At 47.8% G+C, this 23,294-nt stretch carries 15 protein-coding genes and 1 riboswitch; of the genes, 12 read left to right on the forward strand and 3 right to left on the reverse strand.

The features are described from left to right. Window positions 1–103 precede the first annotated feature (103 nt). Both BQ7394_RS12110 and aspT read right to left on the reverse strand, forming a co-directional pair. Window positions 104–1,759: a bifunctional aspartate transaminase/aspartate 4-decarboxylase gene (locus BQ7394_RS12110; protein ID WP_075557673.1), complete on the reverse strand. Its 1,656-nt coding sequence runs from the start codon at window positions 1,757–1,759 to the stop codon at window positions 104–106. A 36-nt stretch (window positions 1,760–1,795) separates the two neighbouring features. Beyond that, a complete protein-coding gene (gene aspT / locus BQ7394_RS12115) occupies window positions 1,796–3,496 on the reverse strand; it encodes an aspartate-alanine antiporter (protein WP_075557674.1) in 1,701 nt (566 codons plus the stop codon). Window positions 3,497–3,639: 143 nt separating this feature from the next. Continuing rightward, a riboswitch (cobalamin riboswitch) is annotated at window positions 3,640–3,834 on the forward strand. A gap of 120 nt (window positions 3,835–3,954) precedes the next feature. Between aspT and BQ7394_RS12120 the strand changes: the two genes are divergently transcribed. The 5 genes from BQ7394_RS12120 to cbiD all read left to right on the forward strand — a co-directional run bounded on the left by BQ7394_RS12120 (window position 3,955) and on the right by cbiD (window position 11,426). Beyond that, on the forward strand, window positions 3,955–4,869 hold the full coding sequence (locus BQ7394_RS12120; RefSeq protein ID WP_075560002.1) for a sirohydrochlorin cobaltochelatase: 915 nt from the start codon (window positions 3,955–3,957) through the stop codon (window positions 4,867–4,869). Window positions 4,870–5,115: 246 nt separating this feature from the next. Further along, entirely contained in the window at window positions 5,116–6,528 is a 1,413-nt protein-coding gene (cobJ, locus tag BQ7394_RS12125; RefSeq protein WP_075557675.1) for a precorrin-3B C(17)-methyltransferase, read from the forward strand. After that, entirely contained in the window at window positions 6,525–7,733 is a 1,209-nt protein-coding gene (gene cbiE, locus BQ7394_RS12130; protein WP_075557676.1) for a precorrin-6y C5,15-methyltransferase (decarboxylating) subunit CbiE, read from the forward strand. The genes cobJ and cbiE overlap by 4 nt, the downstream gene beginning before the upstream one ends. A gap of 7 nt (window positions 7,734–7,740) precedes the next feature. Then, window positions 7,741–9,585, forward strand: a complete 1,845-nt coding sequence (cobM, locus tag BQ7394_RS12135; protein ID WP_075557677.1) for a precorrin-4 C(11)-methyltransferase — start codon at window positions 7,741–7,743, stop codon at window positions 9,583–9,585. Further along, window positions 9,585–11,426 carry a cobalt-precorrin-5B (C(1))-methyltransferase CbiD gene (gene cbiD / locus BQ7394_RS12140; protein ID WP_075557678.1) on the forward strand — a complete coding sequence of 614 codons (1,842 nt, stop codon included), beginning with the start codon at window positions 9,585–9,587 and terminating at the stop codon, window positions 11,424–11,426. The genes cobM and cbiD overlap by 1 nt, the downstream gene beginning before the upstream one ends. Window positions 11,427–11,787: 361 nt before the next feature. On the opposite strand, the gene BQ7394_RS12145 is transcribed toward cbiD, so the two are convergent. After that, a complete protein-coding gene (locus BQ7394_RS12145) occupies window positions 11,788–12,684 on the reverse strand; it encodes an Rpn family recombination-promoting nuclease/putative transposase (RefSeq protein ID WP_075557679.1) in 897 nt (298 codons plus the stop codon). A gap of 167 nt (window positions 12,685–12,851) precedes the next feature. On the opposite strand from BQ7394_RS12145, the gene BQ7394_RS12150 reads away from it, so the two are divergent. The 7 genes from BQ7394_RS12150 to BQ7394_RS12180 all read left to right on the forward strand — a co-directional run bounded on the left by BQ7394_RS12150 (window position 12,852) and on the right by BQ7394_RS12180 (window position 23,211). Further along, window positions 12,852–14,129, forward strand: coding sequence for a site-specific integrase (locus BQ7394_RS12150; RefSeq protein ID WP_075557680.1), 1,278 nt, complete (start codon window positions 12,852–12,854; stop codon window positions 14,127–14,129). 509 nt (window positions 14,130–14,638) lie between these two features. Beyond that, entirely contained in the window at window positions 14,639–15,199 is a 561-nt protein-coding gene (locus tag BQ7394_RS12155; protein WP_075557681.1) for a DUF3575 domain-containing protein, read from the forward strand. A gap of 15 nt (window positions 15,200–15,214) precedes the next feature. Further along, window positions 15,215–16,738 carry a DUF3868 domain-containing protein gene (locus tag BQ7394_RS12160; protein WP_075557682.1) on the forward strand — a complete coding sequence of 508 codons (1,524 nt, stop codon included), beginning with the start codon at window positions 15,215–15,217 and terminating at the stop codon, window positions 16,736–16,738. After that, complete coding sequence (locus BQ7394_RS12165; protein ID WP_075557683.1) at window positions 16,731–17,684, forward strand: FimB/Mfa2 family fimbrial subunit; 954 nt, start codon at window positions 16,731–16,733, stop codon at window positions 17,682–17,684. Before BQ7394_RS12160 ends, BQ7394_RS12165 begins: the two co-directional genes overlap by 8 nt. An 18-nt stretch (window positions 17,685–17,702) precedes the next feature. After that, a complete protein-coding gene (locus tag BQ7394_RS12170; RefSeq protein WP_075557684.1) occupies window positions 17,703–18,482 on the forward strand; it encodes a DNA-binding domain-containing protein in 780 nt (259 codons plus the stop codon). A 572-nt stretch (window positions 18,483–19,054) separates the two neighbouring features. Then, entirely contained in the window at window positions 19,055–20,761 is a 1,707-nt protein-coding gene (locus BQ7394_RS12175) for an Lcl C-terminal domain-containing protein (protein ID WP_075557685.1), read from the forward strand. A gap of 164 nt (window positions 20,762–20,925) precedes the next feature. Next, window positions 20,926–23,211: an FISUMP domain-containing protein gene (locus BQ7394_RS12180; protein ID WP_075557686.1), complete on the forward strand. Its 2,286-nt coding sequence runs from the start codon at window positions 20,926–20,928 to the stop codon at window positions 23,209–23,211. The last annotated feature ends 83 nt before the right edge of the window (window positions 23,212–23,294 follow it).

A 23,294-nucleotide genomic window follows, 5' to 3' on the forward strand; every position in this document is an offset into this window, starting at 1 on the left:
TAATAGAGAGTATCTATTATATAAAGAAAGTTCGCCTTACATTCTACATTTATTAATAGAACGCAAGGCGAACTCATTTTGTTCAGCGATTATCGCTGTTTATTTAATGATTGTTTTTATTTCCTTCCGACTCCTTCCATTTTTCGGCATAGCTATGAAGAATAGAGGCTATCCCCTCTCCGATCCTGACATAATCTTCTGTTTTCAGATTAGCCAGAGAAGCACGGATAGACCATTCGGGGGCATCGAAGCCACCGCCGTTCAGAAGAACCAGGGCCGTTTCCTGTGCCAGGCGGAACACCACATCGACAGGTTCATAATTGGTTTTCAGATATTCAACAAACTCGTCTCCGTAGAATTTCTTTGCCCAGACTTCCATATCTATTTCACTGTAGTAGCCGGCACGAAGCGGGTCGTCCAGCAAGGTAAAACCTGTGCTTTCCCAAAGTGTATGCAGGCGTTCATGTATGATCTCGATCATTCTCGACTGATAAAGATTTTCCGCATCCAACAGGGAGAAGGCTGCAAACAAAGCCATCTGAGTCTGCTGTGGCAGGGAAAGACCGGCCGTATGATTTAAAGCGACCTGGCGGCTGTCGGCTACCATGCGGTCGATAAATTTCATTTTCGACGGATCGATCATGATACTGTCATAACGTTTATTCAGTGCCGCTTTTTTATCGTCCGGCAGATCGGCGATCATCCGGTCATAAATATTGTCTTCGTGCAAAGCCACCACTGCCAGGCGCCAACCGGTCGCCCCGAAATATTTGGAGAAAGAGTATACACATAACGTGTTATCCGGTAATACGGCCATTAAAGAGCGAAAATCAGGAATGAAAGTGGCATATACGTCATCGGTTATAATCATCAGGTTCGGATTAAAATTGGTGACGATATCGACCATACGTTCTGTTAGGCCTTCTGTCAATGCATAAGATGGCGGGTTACTCGGGTTAACGATAAAGGCGGCCTTGACTGAAGGATCTTTCAATATATCAAGGTCCTTTTCCTGATATTGCCAGGTGTGATACCCGTCTCCGGTCATTTTAAGCGCGTGGATCTCGATCACATCGAACAGGTAACGCGCCTGTTCGGGTATTTCGATATATGGAGTAAAGACCGGAGCGAACAGGACGATCTTATCGCCTTTATTCAACAGGAAGTTCTGTTGCAGGGAGTCGAAGATATAACACATCGCAGCTGTCCCGCCTTCTGTTGCAAAAAGGTCGAACTTACCTTTGGGCGGATGGCTATTGCAAAGTGCCAACTTCAGATAGTCTTCTACCAACACTTCCGTATATTTCAGAATACGGTCCGGAACCGGGTATTGGTCACCAATCACCCCTTCGGCCCATTCATGTACGAGGTCGTTTTCATCGACACCCTTTTCACGGACCATATATTCGTAAGTATCTCTTAACAGGCGGGAACCGGGTGTTTCCTCATGTTTATCCAAAAATTCCTTGAAACGTACAGCAATGCGCTTTTTCTCCGGAACACCGGCCAGACCGACCATACCGTCTTCCAACTTGGTTCCGCGACGACATTCTTCCATTCCGAACTGGCCAAGCAGAAAGAAGGCTTCACGAGGTGTCGTTGCGATCCAGTTCGGGTTACCTCGTCCGGCATTCAACATGATATGAGTACTTTTACGGGCACTCTCGTCGGCTAGATCGATCAGGATATCCTTCAATTCGAAAGGGCTGATCTCCGACATCTTCTTTTCGTATTCACGGGTAATTACTCTTTCTTCCATATATACATTATTATATGATTTATAAATTTGAATTTGTCAATTCATCAATAAGACAATCACAACACCCCAGATAATCAGCAAAGTGTTGCCGACAGCGTATGTAACAGTATAACCTAGAGCCGGTGTCTGGCTCTCCACCGCATCTTCCACGGCACCGAGGGCGGCGGTTGTCGTTCGTGCACCGGAAGTACAGCCCAGTGTGATGGCCGGGTGGAACTTAAAGAGATAACGTCCCATCAGGACACCTGCGATCAGCGGGATGGTCGTTGCCAGTGCACCGATCACGAACAGGCTTACACCTACTTCTTTAAAGCCGGTCACAAAACTTGGTCCGGCCGTAATGCCGACAACAGCGATAAACATATTCAGTCCGACATTATTCAATACCCAGAGCGATGGTTCCGGGATACGACCGAAAGTAGGATGTTTGGAACGAAGCCAACCGAACACCAGTCCGGCAATCAGTGCTCCACCGCTTGTACTCAGGCTGACCGGAATATCTCCGAAATGCAATGCCAGCGAACCGATCACACCACCGATAAAGATACCCAATCCGACAAAGACCATATCCGTCTGGTTCGTCGGACGATCTGCATACCCCAATGTGGCAGCCGCTTCATTCACCTCCATCTTGGTGCCGACTAACTCGAGCATATCACCCGGATCGATCTTAGTCGCAGCCAATACCGGTATACTGATACCTGCACGTTTGATACTTTTGATACTGACACCATGCATCACCTTTTCCTTACGGAGCCGGGCTACGGTCATCCCAACGAATTTTTTGCGTGATATCAGGACCGGCAATGTCTCTGCCGGGAAATCCAGTAATTCGATATCGTTCACCTCGTCTCCGATCCAGTCTTCTTCCCCGATCACAAACTCGCGACGGCCGCTCAATACGACCTCGTTTCCTTTCATAAGCATCAGGTCAGGCTTCACCTCATAGACAATACCGTTGATACGGACACGTTCGACGAACAAACGCCGTCCCTGCCCTTCCAGATAATCTTCCAGCTCCTGCACCGTCTTACCGGCTCCGAACCAATCGTTATTTATCTTATATGCACGGAAAGTAATCGGACGGGCGGCAGGCATGAAACCGGGTTGTTCGCTCTCATCGTCAGTTCCCATCTTCGACTCTAATTCTTTACAGGCTTTCTTTACGGAAGCTAACCCTCCAAGGAAACGGGGAGCGATATCACTCATGATCCAGGCAGAGCCGGCCGTACCGAAAATATAAGAAACGGCATAAGCCACAGGCATCACGTTTATCATCGAAGCTTTGTCGGCGGCGCTCATTCCACCCTGGTTGATCGTATCTTCCGCCACACCCAATACGGCAGAGATCGTCTGTGAACCAGCCAGTAACCCGGCAGCTTCACCTGCATTGTATCCCATCAACTTTGCCAACAGGAAAGGGACAAACAGACAGAACAGACACATCAGTACAGCAAAAAGGACCTGCGGAAGTCCTTCTTTCTTCAGTCCACGAAAGAACTGCGGGCCTACACTGTAGCCCACGGCAAAAAGAAATAAAAGAAAAAATACCGACTTGATAGGTGCTCCGATATCGATATGTAACTGTCCGATTATTACTCCGACCAATAGGACACTGGTAACGGTTCCCAACGAAAATTTCCCTATCTTGAACTTACCGATCCAGAACCCAAAAGCCAGCGTCAAAAAGATGGCCAGTTCCGGATAGTGTTTAAGTAAATCTACAAACCACTCCATATATAAACTGTTTGGCGTTAATACTAAATAGACATTGTTATGTCCGGTTTTTACTTGTGGTAATGAAACAGAAGCCATAAGGCAGTTGTTCCGACAGAATCAATTAAGATAGTATAAAATCCCTCTTATTTTAAATAATTTTCTATCTTTGTCACCGCTTTGGTGATACGGTAACTTCCGGTTATCGTATAAAAGGGAATCCGGTGAAAATCCGGAACAGTGCCCGCTACTGTTAAGCCCATTCCGAAGGAAAGCATTCTTACACCACTGTCCGATACAAGGACGGGAAGGTCGCTTTCCGGGCAAGTCAGGAAACCTGCCAAGTTTTTTATATTGTATCTTCCCGGGGTCAGGAGGATGATAAGAACATACGGACAATCTCTTTTCATAAAAAATGTTTACCGGCTACTGGTATTAGGGTTTGTCGTATTCGTAGGTTATCTTTTAATTTACATTATATGAAACATTTACTATTACTTATTGCTTGTATGCTCGCACCTATGTGCTGGGCACACGATGGCGAAAACTTCGAGGCATCCGACATGCTGGCCTCCATGCAACCGGGTGACAAAGCCGCCTTATTAATGGTACATTTCGGTACCACGTATGACAACACCCGTGCGCTTACTATCGACGCGATCAATCAGAAAGCAAAGGAAGCCTTTAAAGACATGGAAGTACGCGAAGCTTACACCTCCCGTATTGTCGCACGCCGCCTGAAAGCACGCGGTATCGAAAAACTGAATCCTATGGAAGCGCTGGAAAAACTGAAAGCCGACGGATATACCCATATCCTTATCCAGTCAACCAACATTATCGAAGGGGTAGAAATGGAATCGCTTCGCAAAGACATTGCGCCGCTGGAAAAGAATTTCAAAGACATACGCATCGGCAACCCGTTGCTTTATACGCCTCACGATTTTGAGGATGTAATAATAGCCATCACAAAGAACGGGGCGAAAGAAGGTGCAACCGTCCTTGTAGGACATGGCACATACACACCTGCGACAGCTCAGTATGCGATGATGGATTATATGTTGCATTCGAAAGGTTACAACGATTATTATGTGACAACAGTTGAAGGTTACCCTTCTTTCGACGATATGGTTGCCAAACTTGAAGCAGGCAAAACAAAGAAAGTACTATTGATGCCTTTCATGTTCGTTGCCGGCGACCATGCGAACAACGATATCGCAGTCGACATGAAAGAGGAACTGGAAGGGAAAGGTTACCAGGTTTCCGTATTTATGCAGGGGTTAGGACAAAATCCGGAAATCCAGAATATATTTATCGATCATGCCAAGTTTGCCGCCAAACACAAGATGATAAATATTATGGATAAGAAGAAAAAGTACGCTGCAGAAAAAGATTAGTACTATAAGAGACTAATATCTCCCCATTTACATAGAAATATACAATAAGTAAATTCATTCAAATAATACATCTGAATGCAATTCCAATTTCTTCCGAATGAAACTTGATTTTCTTTCGGAAGGAATTTTCTTTTGTACCGGATGAAAAAACAGAATTGAAGGCTATATATAATCCTATTATACCAATAAAATACATTATCTTTGTTGGTACTGATAAAATCAGAATCAATAACTCAAAGCTAAAAGATGAATACAGGGAAAATAATCGTAGCCGGGATCGGTCCTGGTAGCGAATCTGATATTACTCCGGCAGTTCTGTCTGCCATCCGTCAGTCGGATGTCATCGTCGGGTATAAATATTACTTTCAGTTTGTTGAATCAGCGATCCGTCCCGATGCAATCTGTATCGACTCGGGGATGAAACGCGAAAAAGTCCGGGCAGAAGAAGCCTATAATTATGCTACCGAAGGCCATGTGGTAACAGTTATCAGTTCCGGCGACTCCGGTATTTATGGCATGGCTCCCCTTATCTACGAGATGAAACGCGAAAAAGGAAGCGATATTTCGATCGAAGTACTTCCGGGAATCAGTGCTTTCCAGAAAGCAGCCTCTCTGTTGGGTGCTCCGGTAGGACACGATTTCTGTGTGATCTCCCTCTCCGACCTGATGACACCTTGGGAAATGATAGAGAAACGGATCAAAGCCGCTGCCTCTGCCGACTTTATCACGGCTATCTACAATCCCAAAAGCGAAGGCCGCTACTGGCAGCTCTACCGCCTTATCGAACTCTTCCTGCAGGAACGTGACCCGCAGACACCTGTCGGTTTTGTCCGCCAGGCAGGACGTGAGGAACAGACTGTCACCATCACCACGCTGGCCGAATTCGATCCCGAACAAGTGGATATGTTTACTGTGATCATCATCGGTAACTCCCAGACATATCAATTCGATAATCACATGATAACCCCACGCGGCTATTATGGAGAGATCAAGATGGGTAAAAAAGAAACAGGTATCGGACAAGATATCATGATACGCAGTTTCCGGACAATCGAGAAAGAATTAAAGAACAAAGATATTCCATTAGACAAGAAATGGGCCTTACTGCACGCAATCCATACCACTGCCGATTTCGACATGGAAAACGTATTGCGGATAGACGACAACGCTGTGGCAACCCTCTACGAATTACTTAATAGCGGAAAGGTACACACCATCATCACCGATGTCACCATGGCTGCCTCCGGTATCCGTAAAGGAGCCTTACAACGCATGGGCATAGAAGTGAAATGCTATCTGTCTGACGAAAAGGCAATGGCCCTGGCTTCTGAAAAAGGGATCACCCGTACACAGGCTGGTATCCGTGTGGCCGTCAGCGAACATCCGGACGCTTTATATGTATTCGGTAATGCACCGACAGCCCTTATGGAATTGTGCGACCTGATACGGAAAGGGAAAGCGACCCCGGCCGGCATTATTGCCGCACCTGTCGGCTTTGTGCATGTACAGGAGTCCAAACATATGGTAAAACCGTTCGTCTCCATCCCTAAACTGATCGTTGAGGGACGAAAAGGCGGCAGTAACCTGGCAGCCACACTAGTAAATTCTATACTTTGTTATAACGACGCTATTAATTTAAAACCGGGAAGAGACGTATGAGAACACAATTTATCGTTATCGGTATGCCCGATAATCAAGAGTATATCAGCTACAATATAGATATACAGGATATCATCAATAGCAACACCCACTTTTCAGGAGGAAAACGACATCATGAACTGCTCCGGCCGTTCCTGCCTCCCGAAGCTGTATGGATCGATATAAAAGCACCTCTGTCCGAAGTTTTCGCAGAATATGAATATCACCAGAAGATCGTTGTATTTGCATCGGGTGATCCTTTATTCTCGGGATTTGCTTCAACCATATTAAAGCGCATGCCGGAAGCCGAAGTAACGATCATACCATCGTTCAACTCTTTGCAAATGCTTTCGCATGAATTGAAAATGTCTTACGAAGATATGCTTATGGTTCCTCTTACAGGCCGTCCCTGGCATGAACTGGATCGTGCGTTGATAGAGAACAGAAGTAAGATCGGTATCCTGACCGACCATGTGCATACACCGGCCGCCATTGCCATGCGTCTGTTGAAATACAATTTCACACAGTATAAAATGTATATAGGCGAACATTTAGGCAATCCGGAGAAACAACGTGTCTCACGCTCACTCGCCCTGTCAGAAGTTGAAGAGCATCCGATCGACAGTCCTAACTGCGTGATCTTGGAACGGATGTATAACGACATTACTTACCGTCCATTGGGAATCCCCGACAAGATGTTCGAACTACTTGACGGACGCGAACGGATGATCACAAAAGCACCGATCCGTATTCTCGACATGAGTGCCCTGATGTTGCCTATGTGTGATCATTTCTGGGACATAGGTTTCTGTACCGGTTCTATTTCCATCGAAGCCAAACGACAATATCCGCACCTGCATATCCATGCATTTGAGATCCGTAAGGAATGTTGGCAACTGATGGAAAATAACAGTTCCCGCCTGGGTGCTCCCGGCATCGATGTACATATCGGCGACTTTATGGAAGAAGAGGTATCCGACCTGCCGGCACCCGATGCAGTCTTTATCGGTGGTCACGGAGGAAAGCTGAAAGAGATAGTAAATAAGGTAGCCCGCTATCTGGCACCCGACGGGTTACTGGTTTTCAACTCCGTATCCGAAGAAAGCGAAAAATTATTTATCGACTCGGTTCTTGAAGCCGGATTGAAACTGGATGATCCTTTACATATAACCGTCGGCGATTATAACCCGATAGTCATACTAAAGGCATTTAAAGAAGCAAAATAGGAGAACAATGAATAAACGATCTTTAGCTATTGTGGTAGTCTCTACAAGTAGTCTACCCCTGGCACGTCAAATAAAAAAGCAGTATACTGATGCTGTTATTTACAGCAAAGAGTCAGAAGAAGAAACAGTTTTGATGGAATCGATCGACTCTATTATGGGAGATCTTTTCCTGAAAGTGGATGCTATCGTCTTTATCGGTGCGATGGGGATCTGCGTTCGATGCATCGCTCCCTATATTATGGATAAACATACCGACCCGGCTGTGGTCTGCATCGACAGTACAGGCAAATATATCATCCCCGTCCTGTCGGGACATATCGGAGGAGCAAACGAACTGAGCAAAGAACTGGCGCAACTTCTCGGCGGTAATGCCATCATTACGACCCAGAGCGACAACACCGGATTGTGGGCACTGGATACGCTGGCCGAGAAATTCGGCTGGTCTGTCGTAGCCGACGACCTGACCGACAACGAGAATGCCATGAACGCCTGCATCGCCGCCTTCGTCAATAAAAAGCCGACAGCCTTGTTGCTCGACGTGCGCGATCCGGGAACGGAATATCTGGAAAGTACTTGTCCCGATCATGTTCAGCTATTCAATAAATTTTCAGATATACCGCTCGATAAATTCGCCCTGGTGATAACGGTCGGACCGTTTATCTATGAGGCCGAAGTAATGATGGTTTCTTTCTTCCCGAAAGTATTACATATCGGTATCGGTTGCCGGAAAGATATAAAAGGAGATCCGGTAGAGCTTCATCAACATATCATCGGGACACTGATCGATAATAATATCTGTCCCGAGTCGATCGTCGATATTTCATCCATCGATATAAAGAAGGACGAGGCCATGCTCGCCCTATTGGCTTTCGCTATTATGGATTGTCCGTTCAAGACCTATCCGGCGGAGACATTAAATAAGATCTCCGTTCCCAATCCGTCAGCCCGCGTAAAGGAGGCGACAGCATCGGCCAGCGTTTCCGAAGCTGCCGCTATTTACAGTGCCGGAGGTGGTCTGCTATTATTGGAAAAGCAAAAAGGAAGTCTGGGTGAAGGCAACGAATATACTTTCGCTGTTGCTATGGACAAATCAGTTCGCCGGCAGGGACATATCGAAATAGTCGGAGCCGGACCGGGTGATCCGGAACTGGTTTCTATCCGTGGCCGCCGGATGCTTGAGAAAGCGGACCTTATCCTGTATGCCGGAAGTCTCGTCCCGAAGGAACTGACTTACTGTGCCAAACCGGGAGCCACCGTACGCAGCTCTGCCGATATGAACCTCGACGAGCAATTCGCCCTGATGAAAGAGTTTTACGACCGGGGTAAATTCATCGTACGCTTGCACACCGGCGATCCCTGCATCTACGGAGCGATACAGGAACAGATGAACTTCTTCGATCAATATGATATGAGTTACCACATCACGCCGGGCATCTCTTCTTTCCAGGCCGCCGCTGCCGCCTTGCGCTCGCAGTTCACCATCCCGGAAAAGGTACAGACTATCATCCTTACCCGTGGTGAAGGCCGCACGCCGATGCCAGAGAAGGAACAGTTGCATAAACTGGCCGCCAGTCAGAGCACGATGTGTATCTATCTGAGTGCAGGCATAGCCGACAAGGTACAGGAAGAACTTCTCCAGCATTATGCTCCCACTACACCGGTTGCTGCTTGCTACAAGCTAACCTGGAAAGATGAGCGTATTTATCGCGGAGAACTGAAAGACCTGGCGAAGATCGTGAAAGAGAATAACCTGACACTGACCACACTATTGGTCGTAGGTGACGCGATCGACAACCGCGAAGGCCTTTCCCGACTGTATGCCGACGAATTCAAACACCTGTTCCGTAAATAATGATACTGATACTGGGAGGAACGACAGAAGGGCGCGCTGCCGTCCGCATAGCCGATGAAGGAAGTGCCCCTTATTACTATTCGACTAAAGGGACACTTCAGGAAATAGACTGTGCGCACGGTATCCGTCTCACCGGAGGAATGGATACTGCATCGATGGAGATATGTTGCCGCGAAAACAATATCCGTCTATTGATCGACGCTGCACACCCTTTTGCCTCCGCCCTACACCAAACGGTAGCCGAAGTTTCTACCGCTCTCCAACTGCCGGTTATCCGCTACGAACGGCGTTATCCGCCGCGCGAGAACGATCTGATCTGGTGCGACGATTACAACGATGCCATCCATAAGTTAAGTGAACAAGGTATCCGCCGGCTGCTTGCACTGACCGGAGTAAATACCATTGCTCCTCTCCGTCCCATGTGGGAAAAATATCCCACATGGTTCCGTATACTCGAACGGGAAGAATCGCTCGCCATTGCCATGAAGCAAGGATTTCCATCAGAGCGTCTGCTTTTCTATCAGGAGGAAGATGATGCCGGCGAATGGATGGATCGGCTACAGCCGGATGCCATTATCACCAAAGAAAGCGGACAAACCGGTTATTTCACGGAAAAAGTAGCTGCCGCCCGTAAACGTTCGATCCCAGTATTTGTCGTTAAGCGTCCGGCACTTCCCGAAACATTCTACTTTGTTTACGGAGAAGACGGATTGCGCAAACAAATAGAACGGTTATTGCCGGAATTCTTCCCTTTGCATCATGGCTACACGACCGGAGCTTGTGCCACTGCTGCTGCCAAAGCGGCACTAATCGCATTGTTCTGCAAAGAGAAACAAACCCAATCCTCCATCACTTTACCATCAGGCGAATTGATCACTTTACCTGTTGCAGAAACCGAATGGGAAGGCGACAGTGCCATCTGCTCAGTCATCAAAGATGCCGGAGACGACCCGGATGTGACCAACGGCTCTAAAATCGTAGCGAAGGTGACTCTCTCGAAAGAACCCGCCTCTGCTCCCATCCGTTTTGTCGCAGGTCCGGGAGTTGGCACAGTTACATTACCTGGTCTGGGACTGGAAGTCGGTGGTCCTGCTATCAACACAACACCCCGCAAGATGATGACGGAAGAGCTAACTTCCGTTTTAAAAGAATACCGACAATCTATTCCCCATAATACAAAAACGACAGAAGCCTGCACACTGACAGTCACTATCTCCGTTCCCGGAGGTGAAGAGTTGGCAGCAAGAACATTCAACCCGAAACTGGGTATTGTCGGCGGTATCTCCATTATCGGGACATCGGGCATCGTACGCCCTTTCTCGACCGATGCTTTTATCGCCTCCATCCGTAAAGAAACGGAAGTTGCCAAAGCCATCGGTTGCACGACACTCATAATAAACTCCGGTGCTAAAAGCGAACGGTATCTGAAAGCCCGTTACCCCGAACTGCCTCCACAGGCATTCGTTCATTACGGAAACTTTATTGGCGAAACCCTAAAGATAGCCTCATCGCTTGACTTCTCCCAGGTAGTTATGGGTATCATGATCGGTAAAGCAGTCAAACTGGCCGAAGGCTTCCTCGATACGCACAGTAAAAAGGTAGTGATGAATAAAGACTTCCTGAAAGATTTGGCGCATCAGGCAGGCTGTGCCGAAGACACAATCCAAAAGATCGACACCATCACGTTAGCCCGCGAACTATGGCAATTGCTTCCTGCAGAAGAACAAGAAGCATTCTTCAATCTCTTATTGAAAAGATGCCATGAACATTGCACTCCACTCCTGCCTAAAGGTGAATTATCTATCTTATTGATAACGGAAGAAGGGGTTATTTGGAAATAATATGCTTTAAAAGTACAGATAGAAATAATAAACGTGAATGGTTCAATTCTTGTCAGTTTTGAGCCTATTTGTCTCATTCTCTTTTATGGGGCAAAGCCCCATGCCGCAGGCTCTATTTTGCCGTCGGTTTTTAACCGACGGATATAAAAGACAGGAGGCAAAGCCTCTTCCTTTGTGGGCTTAAGCCCCTTTAAACAGGGACTAGCATTATATATCAAAGGGGTTAAAACCCACAGAGGAACCTAGCAAAGCCGGAGCATTTAATCTATCCGTCGGTTAAAAACCGACGGAAAAAGAGAGCCTGCGGCATGAGGCGGAGCCTCATAAAAGACTCAGTTTTTTCTAAATTGGAACTTTCTCTCTATAACTCATCTATCTCCTCAATCAGTAGCCCTGTGCATTTTGCTATGTCGGCAACTTCCATCCCCATACGTTTCATGTTGGCAGCTGTCTGGCACAAGGCTTCTAGCTTTCCTTCTACTTTTCCTTTTGCTTCACCTTCAGCCAGCCCTTCAGCTTTCCCTTTTGCTTCACCTTCAGCTAGCCCTTTGCGGATGGCACTGTTGTAAATTGTTTTCTCTACGCTGATACCATCCCAAAAATGTTCGTAGCCAGCCAACTGCTCGTCGGAGAAGGCAGATTCTTCCAGTTCGCTCAAAGCTTTACTTATCTCCGGAACGGAAAGAAGTTCTTCGGGTACCTGACGGGTATATTCGTTGATCTCCGTCAAGTAACGAAGCCAAAGAACGTGCATTCTTTTTTCCGAATAGGTGTGTGGAGTGAATTTGGGCAGTTCCACGAAGATCAGTTGCAGGCCATCGATCACTTTGTCGCTGTGCTCTACGTGTACCAGTTCATAGTGATGATAATAACCATCCAGCTTCGGTTCAAAGACATCATTTACCAGGTTAAGCGAGTAGATAGGTTGCAGAAGTTCGTATGTTTCCCCTGTTTTCAGTTGTCGTACATAAGCCTTTGAGGCATTAAACAGTACGCGTTGGTAGAACTCGGGCGACCATAGCATCTGCATCTCGACCAAAAACTGGCGGCCTTTCTTATCCTTGCAACGGACATCTACAATACTATATTTACGCAACGGATTTTCCGGTATCATCTCGGAAGGTAAATACTCGATTTCGGTTATCTCTTCGCCCTCTTTCAAGGGTAACAATGCATTGAGCAGGCTCATCACCAGATCAGGATGCTGGCCGAATACCCGCTTAAACGTCAAATCTGCTTTTGGATTTAAATACTTCATAGTTACAGTGTTTTATATGTTCACGTGCAAATGTAGATATTATTTTGTGATAGCCCAACGGTTAGATAGAAAAGTTCAGTATTTGTCAGAATGAAACATTCTTCTCAGGTTTAAACTATTTCTCCAGACAAGGCGTTACCTTTATATTTATTATAAAAGAACTTGTTATGAGTAAAATTTCAGTAAAGATCAAACGAAAGAAGTCTGTGAAACCGGCTCACCCTATGCCCGTTTACCTGCAAATCATCTATTGCCGCAAAGTGGCTCGCATACCTTTGGGGATCAAACTGTCCGACAACGAATGGGACGAACAAGAAGGATGTATCCGCATACCTCCCGGCACTCCGCCGGAACAAGTATTGCACCTGTATTCATTAGATACCCAAATAAAAGAACGGCAGCAGTACCTCTTCAATCTCATTCGTTTTCTGGAGAGGAACAACACCCTGTCGGTTGCCAACCTGCTGTCGGCCTGCAAGGAAAACGAAGATAAGAGGTCCCTGTATTCCTTTATGGAACAACTCAGCACACAATTTGCCCGGGAGGGGAAGAAAGCCACTTCCCGCCATTACCGCAGTACGCTCAATACGCTTACTCTCTTTTCGGAAGGGAAAGACATGCGGTTGGACGATATCGACGAAACGAAAGTGAAACAGCTGGAAACCTGGCTTATCGAAAAAGGACTCGCCCCCAATACCGTCTCCTTCTATCTCCGTATCACACAATCCTGCTGGAACAAGGCGGTCAGAACCGGACTTATCCCCAACGCCTCCTCCCCTTTCTCACAGGTCAATACCCGGGTGGAGAAGACCGCCAAACGTGCCGTAGAAGAAAAGGTGATCATACGGCTGGCCAAACTTACCGACAAGGAATTACAGTCGCCCGCCCTGAAATTCGCCCGCGATATGTTTCTCTTTTCCTACTATGCACGGGGCATGTCGTATATCGACCTCGCCCACCTCAAAAAGGAAAACATAAAAGGGGATACATTGACCTATAAGCGGCAGAAAACCGGACAGGAATTAAAGATACGTCTGCTTCCGGAAATGATTGTAATCATAAAACGTTATGCCTCCAACAGTCGCCGGAGACTATTCCCCATACTCAGCGATGATGCCACTTATATCAATTATGAAAGTGCCCTCCGGCTACAAAACAAACAGCTAAAAAAACTGGGAGAACTGGTAGGCGTGGAAAATCTCACAACCTATGTAGCCCGTCACACCTGGGCCAGCATTGCCAATCAAAAGGGAGTTCCGATAGAACTTATCTCTAAAGGACTGGGGCATTCTTCCACGAAAGTGACGCTTATCTATATCGGTCTACTCGATAACCCGCGACTGGATCACGCGAATGATGTGGTAATATACGGTAAAATGAAGTATAAACACAAAAATAATATGAATGCTTTTAGATATTCGGATGGGTATTCTGTCTCTTGGTAAGAGACGGAACGAAGAGATATAGTGTCTGTTAAAACGTCACAAATGTAATAACCTTTTTTGATAAACTCTAAGTTTTCATCCGTTTTTTGCACAAAGAAGCCTTAATATTCATACGGATGTCAATATGAATACATATTTTAAGGGAAGGAACCATTCAGTAAAATCTTTCCTTACATTCTCCAATATCCTGATTTTAACTAGTTACCCATCATTTAAACTACTGTAATTTAACTGTTTACAAATTGTTTTATGTTTTTACTCATTCAACTCTTTACTTTTCTTACGGAAAGAAGATCAACTCCGGTTGATTTTTAAGCCTTACTAAAAAGCGTCAATCGTAACCAGTACTTATTTATACACTTTTTGTTTACCATTTTGTTTCACCGTAGCTTATAAACCACTTTTCCTTTATAAAAATCTTCCCATATAGTCAAAGCATCACACACCTCCTGCTTTCTTCGTTCCGTCTCTTACCAAGAGACAGAACGGACATAAAGCAAGAAAACAACATGTATAAACAGTTCTCCTTACTGCTACTATTATTACTTCCGTTCACTGTCAGCATATCCGGACAGCAGGTTGCACTGAAAACAAATGTATTGTTTCTGGCAACGGCAAGCCCTAATGCCGGTGTAGAGATCGGCATCGGAAAAAAGTTCTCTGTCGATATATGGGGAGCCTACAATCCCTGGAAGTTCAATAATAAAATGCATCTCAACTTCTACCTGGCTCAACCGGAAGTGCGCTACTGGTTCTGTCGCAAATTCGAAGGACACTTTATCGGCCTGCACGGTCATTACGGTCATTTCAATATCGGACAAATCCCTTTTATTCCCAACCTGGAGCAACACGAACTACGCGGCACCCTCTACGGAGGCGGACTATCCTACGGCTATCACTGGGCTATCGGACGTCATTGGGGATTGGAGGCTACCATCGGAGCCGGCTATGCCCGGATGGAATATACCCGCTACAAATGCGTTGAATGCGCCGAACCGACCGGCTTCTACACACGCAGTTACATCGGTCCCACACGGGCAGGACTTTCCATTATTTACTTCCTACGCTAATACAACAACGAGCTTATGAAACATCTATTAGTATATATACTTACGTTACTCCTTCTCCTTCCCGATAAAGCCGGTGGACAGGAGTTCCGCATTATTCCGCAGGAAATCAGCGTTCACAACGACAGCCTGCATCTTATCCTCTCGATGGACTTGAACAATATAAAGACTGGCAGTCTGACGGCACTGACTTTCACACCGGTATTGGCAGATAAGACCCATCGGTTACCGTTGCCTCCGGTCGTCGTCAGCGGAGCAAAACGCTACCGCTACGACCAACGCGAACAGACTTTATCGGGAAAAGACGCTCCTGTTCCTTACCGTATTCTCCGGGGGAACAAGCCGAAACTGGTAGACTATACGGTATCTATTCCTTACACCTCGTGGATGGCTCATGCCTCCCTCTTGCTTCAACAAGAAATCAAAGACTGCTGCGACCTCCGGTTGCTGGGGACGGATACACTGACAGGCAATCTCGCCCTGAGCAACATCCCCTCCCCGGACATTCCTGCACCTTCCGCGGCTCCGCACCAAACACGAAAACCGGGTCGCACGACGGTTGCCCTTTCCGGTGAAATGCTGGCAAGTTGCATACCTATGGTCTCTTTCCTTACTCCACTGCCGGAAAAAGACGGCAAGCAACGTTCCGGAAAAGCAACCTTATATATAGATTATCCGTTAGGCAAATTCGAGATCCTCCCCGACTTCAAAAACAACCGCAAGGAACTGGGCAAGATGGACAGCCTGCTGACTCCTGTACTGGAAAGTGGCTATACAAAGATAGAACAGATCGATATATGCGGATACGCCTCGCCCGACGGCCCCTATAAACACAACGAAGAGCTTTCGTCCAACCGTTCTCAATATTTCACCCATTATATAAGAAGCACCTACCGGCTTCCCCAGAAGCTCTTCAACGTCTCGTCGGTAGCCGAAGACTGGGACGGCCTGGTCGTACTGCTCGAACAAGTCGATCCGCCTTATAAGCAGGAAGTACTGCAAACGATCCGGCAGAACGGCATCTTTGAAGGGCGGGAAAAACAACTGATGGAATTGCCGGGCAACGTATATAAGAAGCTCTGCCGCGACCTCTTCCCCCTCCTGCGCCGCCTCGAAGTAGCCGTAGATTACCACGTGGCACGGGTAGAGACAAAAGATGCCGCCACGCTGATCTATTCGCATCCCGAACTGCTCAGCCTCGAAGAAATGTACGAAGTGGCACGCTACTATCGTCCCGGCACCGTACAGTACAGGGAAGTATACGAAATAGCAGCCTTCCATTTCCCGCAGGATGTGGTAGCCAATGTCAACGCAGCCTCCGCCGTAATGCTGGATGGTGACCTGAAAGCGGCATGGAACTATCTGAGCAAAGTGGAAGACGATCCCCGTGCCTGGAACAATATGGGCGTACTGACCCTGCTGGAAGGCGATCCGGAAGGAGCAGCCGTCTGGTTCCGCAAAGCGATAGGCGTGGAACCGCTAAAAGCAAGGGCGAATTTACAAAAGATTGAAAACGGAGAATCGGATACCGGACATGAATAAGACGAACCCAAAAACATATTCGCTCTGTATAGTATGCCATCTCATGCTGATGGTACTCGACTCCTGTGCCTTCGACGACGAATTATGCATTTGTCCCGACCGCACCCATATCGAATATTGGTATGCCGGCAATAGCTCCGACAATCAGCTTCCGCATTATGCCAACAACCTCCGGCAATATCTTTTCGATGCCGAAGGCCGCTTGCTCGACACCAATATGCTGCGCGGCGACAGCCTCACCGTCTGGGAAGCCAAACTACCCGCCGGCGACTACACGGTAACGACCTGGGGAAATATGGAAAACAGCGACATCGAAACAACAGGCAATCCGCAGCTAGGCTCTCTCCGGCTCAGTGCCGAACAGGCTGGCGTACCTCCCGGATTCCGTGGAAACGTAGGTCGTCTGTACTATGGCACTGCCACCTTTACCGTAGAAGACGGGCTCCCCTGCCGGCAACGTGTTTATCTCTCCCATGCTCATGCCCTTCTCTCTGTCACCGTCCGCTGGATGGAAGATGAAGAACGGCCCGAAGCCGGAGGAACCTACCGGATGCAACTGAAAGATATCCCCGCGCGCTACGATTTCATCAAAGGCTGGGAAACGGATCTCCCTTCGGGCGACGGGGTCTACGCCATTCCCGGCATCAGCAACAACACGCTGGTCAATCACGAGACTAAGGCGGCAATAACCTACGACCAGGAAGTGGAAGGACAGTTCACCACCTTCCGCTACACTGGCAGCACCCACCAGTTATGGAGCCTTTGGCGCAACGGAAAGCAGATCGTCAAAGAACTCGACCTGCATAAGTTTTTCAGTTCGCTACCGATGGATATGAACCGGAACATCAAGCAGGAATTCGATATACTGATCAGCATTTATAAAGACAAAATAACCGTCACTTTCGCATCCGCTTCCGACTGGAGCGAAGGGGGCGTTATCGGATAAACAAATAAATAAAACATTATGGACAATTACGAAAAAGACCATTACTGGGAATTCACCCTGCGTGACAACCCATTGACAAAGGACAATACGGAAGACTGTGTTGCCGAAGTGAAATCCGGCCCGAAAACGTTGCGCAATGACGACATTGCCAAGGAAATCAAGCGTACCGGCTCCGAGCTCAAGTATGCGACGCTCCTTTCGGTCACCTCGCAAAGCAACGAGATCATCCTCGAAGCGTTATTGAACGGCAATAGTGTGATGACAGACCTCTGCCAGTTTATCCCGCGCATCACAGGTGCGTTCGACAGTCCGGAAGCCCCGTTCGACCCGGCCATCCACAAACTGACATTCGACATCATTCTGACGAAATCCGTACGCGAAGCCCTGGCAAAAGTGAAAACGATCAACCTGGGAGCCAAAGGCGAGACAGCCGGTATCGGTCTTGTCACCGATACGTTGACCGGTGCGACCAACGGTGCGATCACCCCGAACGACGATATCATGATCGCAGGCAACAGCATTAAAATAGCCGGCGACGATGCCGTGGCCGGTGTCTTTTTTGTTGCCGAAGACGGTACAACGACCAAAGTGGCCCGCCGTCTCACCCAGAACGACCCCAGCAAGCTGATAGCCCGCGTTCCGGCTCTGGCCGACGGAAACTACACCCTACGCATCGTGACACAGTTCAGTACCAACAAACAGCTATTGAAGGAGCCCCGTACCATTGAATACAAAAAGCTCCTGACAGTAGGATCCGGAGGTGATTCCGGCGAAGACGATCGTCCGGTGATCGAATAATTTTCATCGGAGGCTTCGATACGTCCATATCGACCCGGTCGATAAACGTTTATCGATACCATCGATACGGGAACATCGAAGCCTTCGATAAGTGCTTATCGAGCCTGTCGATATAAACGCCTCATAAAGGAGGCAAATGCGTTTTTTGACATGATGTGATTGACAACAACCGGCGCCTGTAAGGGCGGTTCGCGCTCGGAGATAGAAAAAGGTGAGTCTTTTTTATGAGGCTCCGCCTCATGCCGCAGGCTCTATTTTGCCGTCGGTTTTAACCGACGGATAGATTAATGCCCCGGCTTTGCCGGATTCCTTTGTGGGTTTTAACCCCTTTGAGATATAATGGTAGTCCCTGTTTAAAGGGGCTTAAGCCCACAAAGGAAGAGGCTTTGCCTCCTGTCTTTTATATCCGTCGGTTAAAACCGACGGCAAAATAGAGCCTGCGGCACAAGGCAAAGCCTTGTAAAGAGAAATAGCTCATTTCTGACAAAATCGAACTCACTTCCCTACACTCTTAGTCAATCACATTCATGTCAATTACAATAGTTTATTATTAACCATGTAATTGATATAAAATGAAACTAGTATTAAAACAATTCCTCCTCTCGACAGCGATCCTGTTGACAGGAGTCGCTTGTACAAGCGAAACGCACGAAGGGTTATCCAACCCTTCGTCCCCGTCTGACGGGGACGACCTGACCCGAAGGGAGGTCGTTGTCACTCTCAGAAACCAGTTGTCGCTGGCTAAAGGGACGAAAGCAGGCGAAATTGCCACAGTAGAGGAAAACAAGATCGCCTCACTCGATGTCTACGCATTCGGATCGGACACAGAAGACGGTACCTACACCCTGCAGGAACGCTTCGCCTACCGCGAAGACCCGGCAGACCTGCCCGCAACAGCGACACCTATCGACCTCGAACAGCCTGGCGACGGCAAAGAAGCTTCCGTCAGCCTCAAACTGCAAAAAGGACTCTTCGTCAAACTCTATGCAGTAGCAAACCAACCGGAACTGGTAGACCCGACCGGAACAATCGGTCAAGGCACAACAGTCGGAACTACAGGAAAAGTGATGCAGGACGGCGACTTCAAACCGCTATCCCTCACCACTCCGGGACAGGCGGGTACAACCGTCCAAACAGTCGGCGTCCCTACAGAAACAGAGTTTCTGACATTCCACAGTCTGTTGCTCGACGCTGCCACACCTGCCGATGTGTTGGTATCGCCCCTCCCTATGTCGGGAGCCTACACCATCCCGCTCGACCTGACAGACTTCGAGTCTTTTTCACGCTTGCAGGCAGGTTTCAAACTGACGCGCACCGTAGCCCGTTTCGATGTCGTGAACAACGCTGCCGACAGCCGATTCACCATCACCCGTATTTCGATGGGAAACGCACGTCGCGGAACGACTTTCTTCCCGGCGAAACCGTATGCCACAACTCCGGCAGACCCAGCAGACCTTATCACACTGCCGGCACGTACCTTCACCGGACTAACGAATGCCAACACCGGTATTACAGCTTCTGCCTTCTACTCCTATCCCAGCCCACAGGCGGACAACGGATATATCATCCTGGAAGGAACATACAGGATGAACGAAACAGACCCCGAAAAAACAGTCTCTTACCAAATCCCTTTCAAACAGGAAGTAAACGGAACAGGCTCCCATATCGAAGTGAACCCGAATCATCGTTACACGATTACCATATCGAAAGCAGACGATTATCACATAGACTTCGACCTCACCGTGGCAGACTGGTCGGATGCAGGCAACGATCTCGACGGGTTTGAACCACCGGTACCGCCGTCTCCGGTAACATTCTCTGTTACGGTTAATCAAGACTTAGCGGATGCTTATAAGAATGCTCAGCCAAATCTTACTGCGTATCCTCCATTTAATTACGACGGAGGTGCGTCTACTGGTACAACAGGTTCGGATAGGAATGGTGTATCTTCTAGTTGTACTGTGAGTAAAACGTATTCTATAGAAGTAGAGAAGACAGAGAGGGGATCGTATTCTGATTATGCTACTGCTATAAGTTATTGTAGCGGTAAAGGTTCCGGTTGGCGTGTGCCAACTATGATTGAATTAAAGGCTATATATGATAATAAGACAACATTACAGAATAATGGCTGTGCTTCGTTCAGCAGCAATGGCTACTGGAGTAGTTCGGTCTACGATGGTTACAGCAGTGACCGTTGCGAACTGTACTTCAGCAATGGCGGTTTCGGTAACGCCTACACGGGCAGCAATCAGGGTGTTCGCTGTGTCCGGGATATCTAACAATTTAAAACCCAAAGACCGCCGTAAGGATAACTATAGTAACAATGAAATCGGTTGTTCCATTTGATTGAGTTGATTATTTCTTAATATCCGTCGTAAGGCGGGTTGATTTTGGTCTAACAAGTAATAAAAGGTATAATGAACCTGAATTAACACATAATAAAATGAATATAAAACTAAAGAACATATTACTGCTCCCGGCACTGGCCATCGCCTGTACGGGATGCAACAACGATCCCGTCGACGGTGAAATATCCTTGAAGGGTGCTGCCAACGAAATACAGTTGGTTATCGCAGGCAACGGCGAAGGTGTAGACTACACAAAAGCCATCGCCTCAGAAAGTGAAAACAAGATAGAGAACCTCGATGTCTATATCTTTGCCTCTGACGCACAAGCAGGTACATACAGATACCTCGACAAATGGGAAAGCGCAGCGGCAAACGACAAAGTACTGAATAAGTTTCTCCTGCAAGCATCCGGTTCCGAATGGAACGCTTCGATCTTCCCCACCGAAGTAGCAGGTTACCCTTATCTGAAACTCTTCCTCGTGGCAAACCGCGAAGACGATCTCTATCAGGAAAACGGAGCGACCGCACTGACACTTACCCCATTCACTAGTAGCGACAATTTTGATGCCGCCACCGACGAAGCAACCTTCCTGCAATCGTATACAAAGGCCCTTACCGCAAACAAGGTTTTGTACCCGTCATTATTAATGACCGGTGACGGCGCAACAAAGATGCTGGGAACCGTCTCGAACGTGAAGATCGAACTGAAACGTGTCGTTGCCCGTTTCGATATTGACAACACCGCACGCACCTCCAACCTGACCATCCAGTCTATCGCCCTCAAACAGGGACGCAAGACGGGTACACTTTGGAGTAGCGGCACACTGACACCAATAGTCGATGCAGATCTGACCACCTCTCCCCTTCTGATGGAATACAAAGAGGTGGATTACACCGCCTTAGCGAATGCCAATACAGGAGTAACAGAAAGTGCCATCTACACCTACCCCACACTCGATACCGACAAGGCCAGCCTGATTATCAAAGGGACATATCACGACCCGGTAACCAACAGCGATAAACCGGCTACCTATACCGTCCCCCTTCAAAAGACGGACGACGCTACGGGAACCACTGCCGACATCGCCATCCTACGCAACAACCGCTACAAACTGCGTATCATCGACGTCACCAGCACCACAATGACAGCCGCCTTCGAAATCGAAGACTGGACAAGCAGCGGTGGCATCATCGTTAAGCCGGAAGCACCGGTATTACCGATAACATTCACCGCAGATGGTGCCGATGTAGCAGAAGTCGGAGACGACAAAATACGTGTAGATGTGGACGGCGGTACATTCACCTTGACAGTCACCCATATCAACAACAAGCCGGTCACCATCGAAACCACTCCCGAATACGAGCCGACCTATGGTGACGGCGATAACAACTGGATCACGATCGCTCCTGTCACAAGGGCTACTACCGGGGTTGCAAAAACAGTCACTATAACAGCAAACAACAGCGCCGATACAGATCAAAAGCCATACGAAGTCCATATCGGCTACATCACTGTCAAATGGGGTGATGCACCGCAGGAACAAACGAAACTGGAAATCTACCGAGGAGCATCATCGGTCACTTATCTGGATCCGGCTGCCGGACAAACAGTACGTTTTGCCGCCGTAAAAATGAGGGATGACAGGTATTGGGCACCTATCAATGTAGGGGCTAAAACGGCAAAGAACAAAGCGACCCAGGATGCCAATACGGACATTACAGAAGATGCCGGTAAGTTATTCCAGTGGGGTCGTTTGTATGGTTTCGCTGCTACGAACAATGCAACGACCTGTACGAACGATTTAGCAGACATTGATCTTTTAGGCCGTCCGGAACAGGCTGATCTTGCTAATATGTCTAAATGGGACGGTAAATTCATCATCGGCACTAGCGAGTTAAAATACAATTGGTTGCAGATCAATGGAGCAGGTAATCCAAATCCGGAAGATGACGCCATGGTAGAAGGAGCCTGGTATCAGCAGCTTTGGAACGCTAATGAAGGTACGAGAAATAGCGATGTCGTTAAAACGGATGCCGATCCTTGCCCTGAAGGTTGGCGTGTTCCGACCCTGGGTGAATGGATCATGATCGGTGCAGGTCAGACACATGGTGCATCCGGTATGACTTGGGATAATAGCAACTTCTGCTTAATCATTCCCGGAAAAGAAAGCGGAGAGAACCTTATCTTGCCTGCAGCGGGCTACCGCAACAACAGTGCTGGAGCTTCCGACGGTCAGGGCATCAGCGGCCTCTACTGGTCGTCGTCTGTGTCTCCGGCTAGCGCCTATGCCGGCTACGTGTACTTCAATAGCGCAGGTGACCTGGAGACGAACACGAACGACCGTGCCAACGGTTACTCGGTACGTTGTATCCAGAAATAACCGTTCTCATTACTAACAAAGACCTCACAAATGAGGCAAAAAAACGTTCTTTGACATGATGTGATTGACAAGAGTAATATTCA

The organism is Parabacteroides timonensis (assembly GCF_900128505.1).
GTDB lineage: Bacteria > Bacteroidota > Bacteroidia > Bacteroidales > Tannerellaceae > Parabacteroides > Parabacteroides timonensis.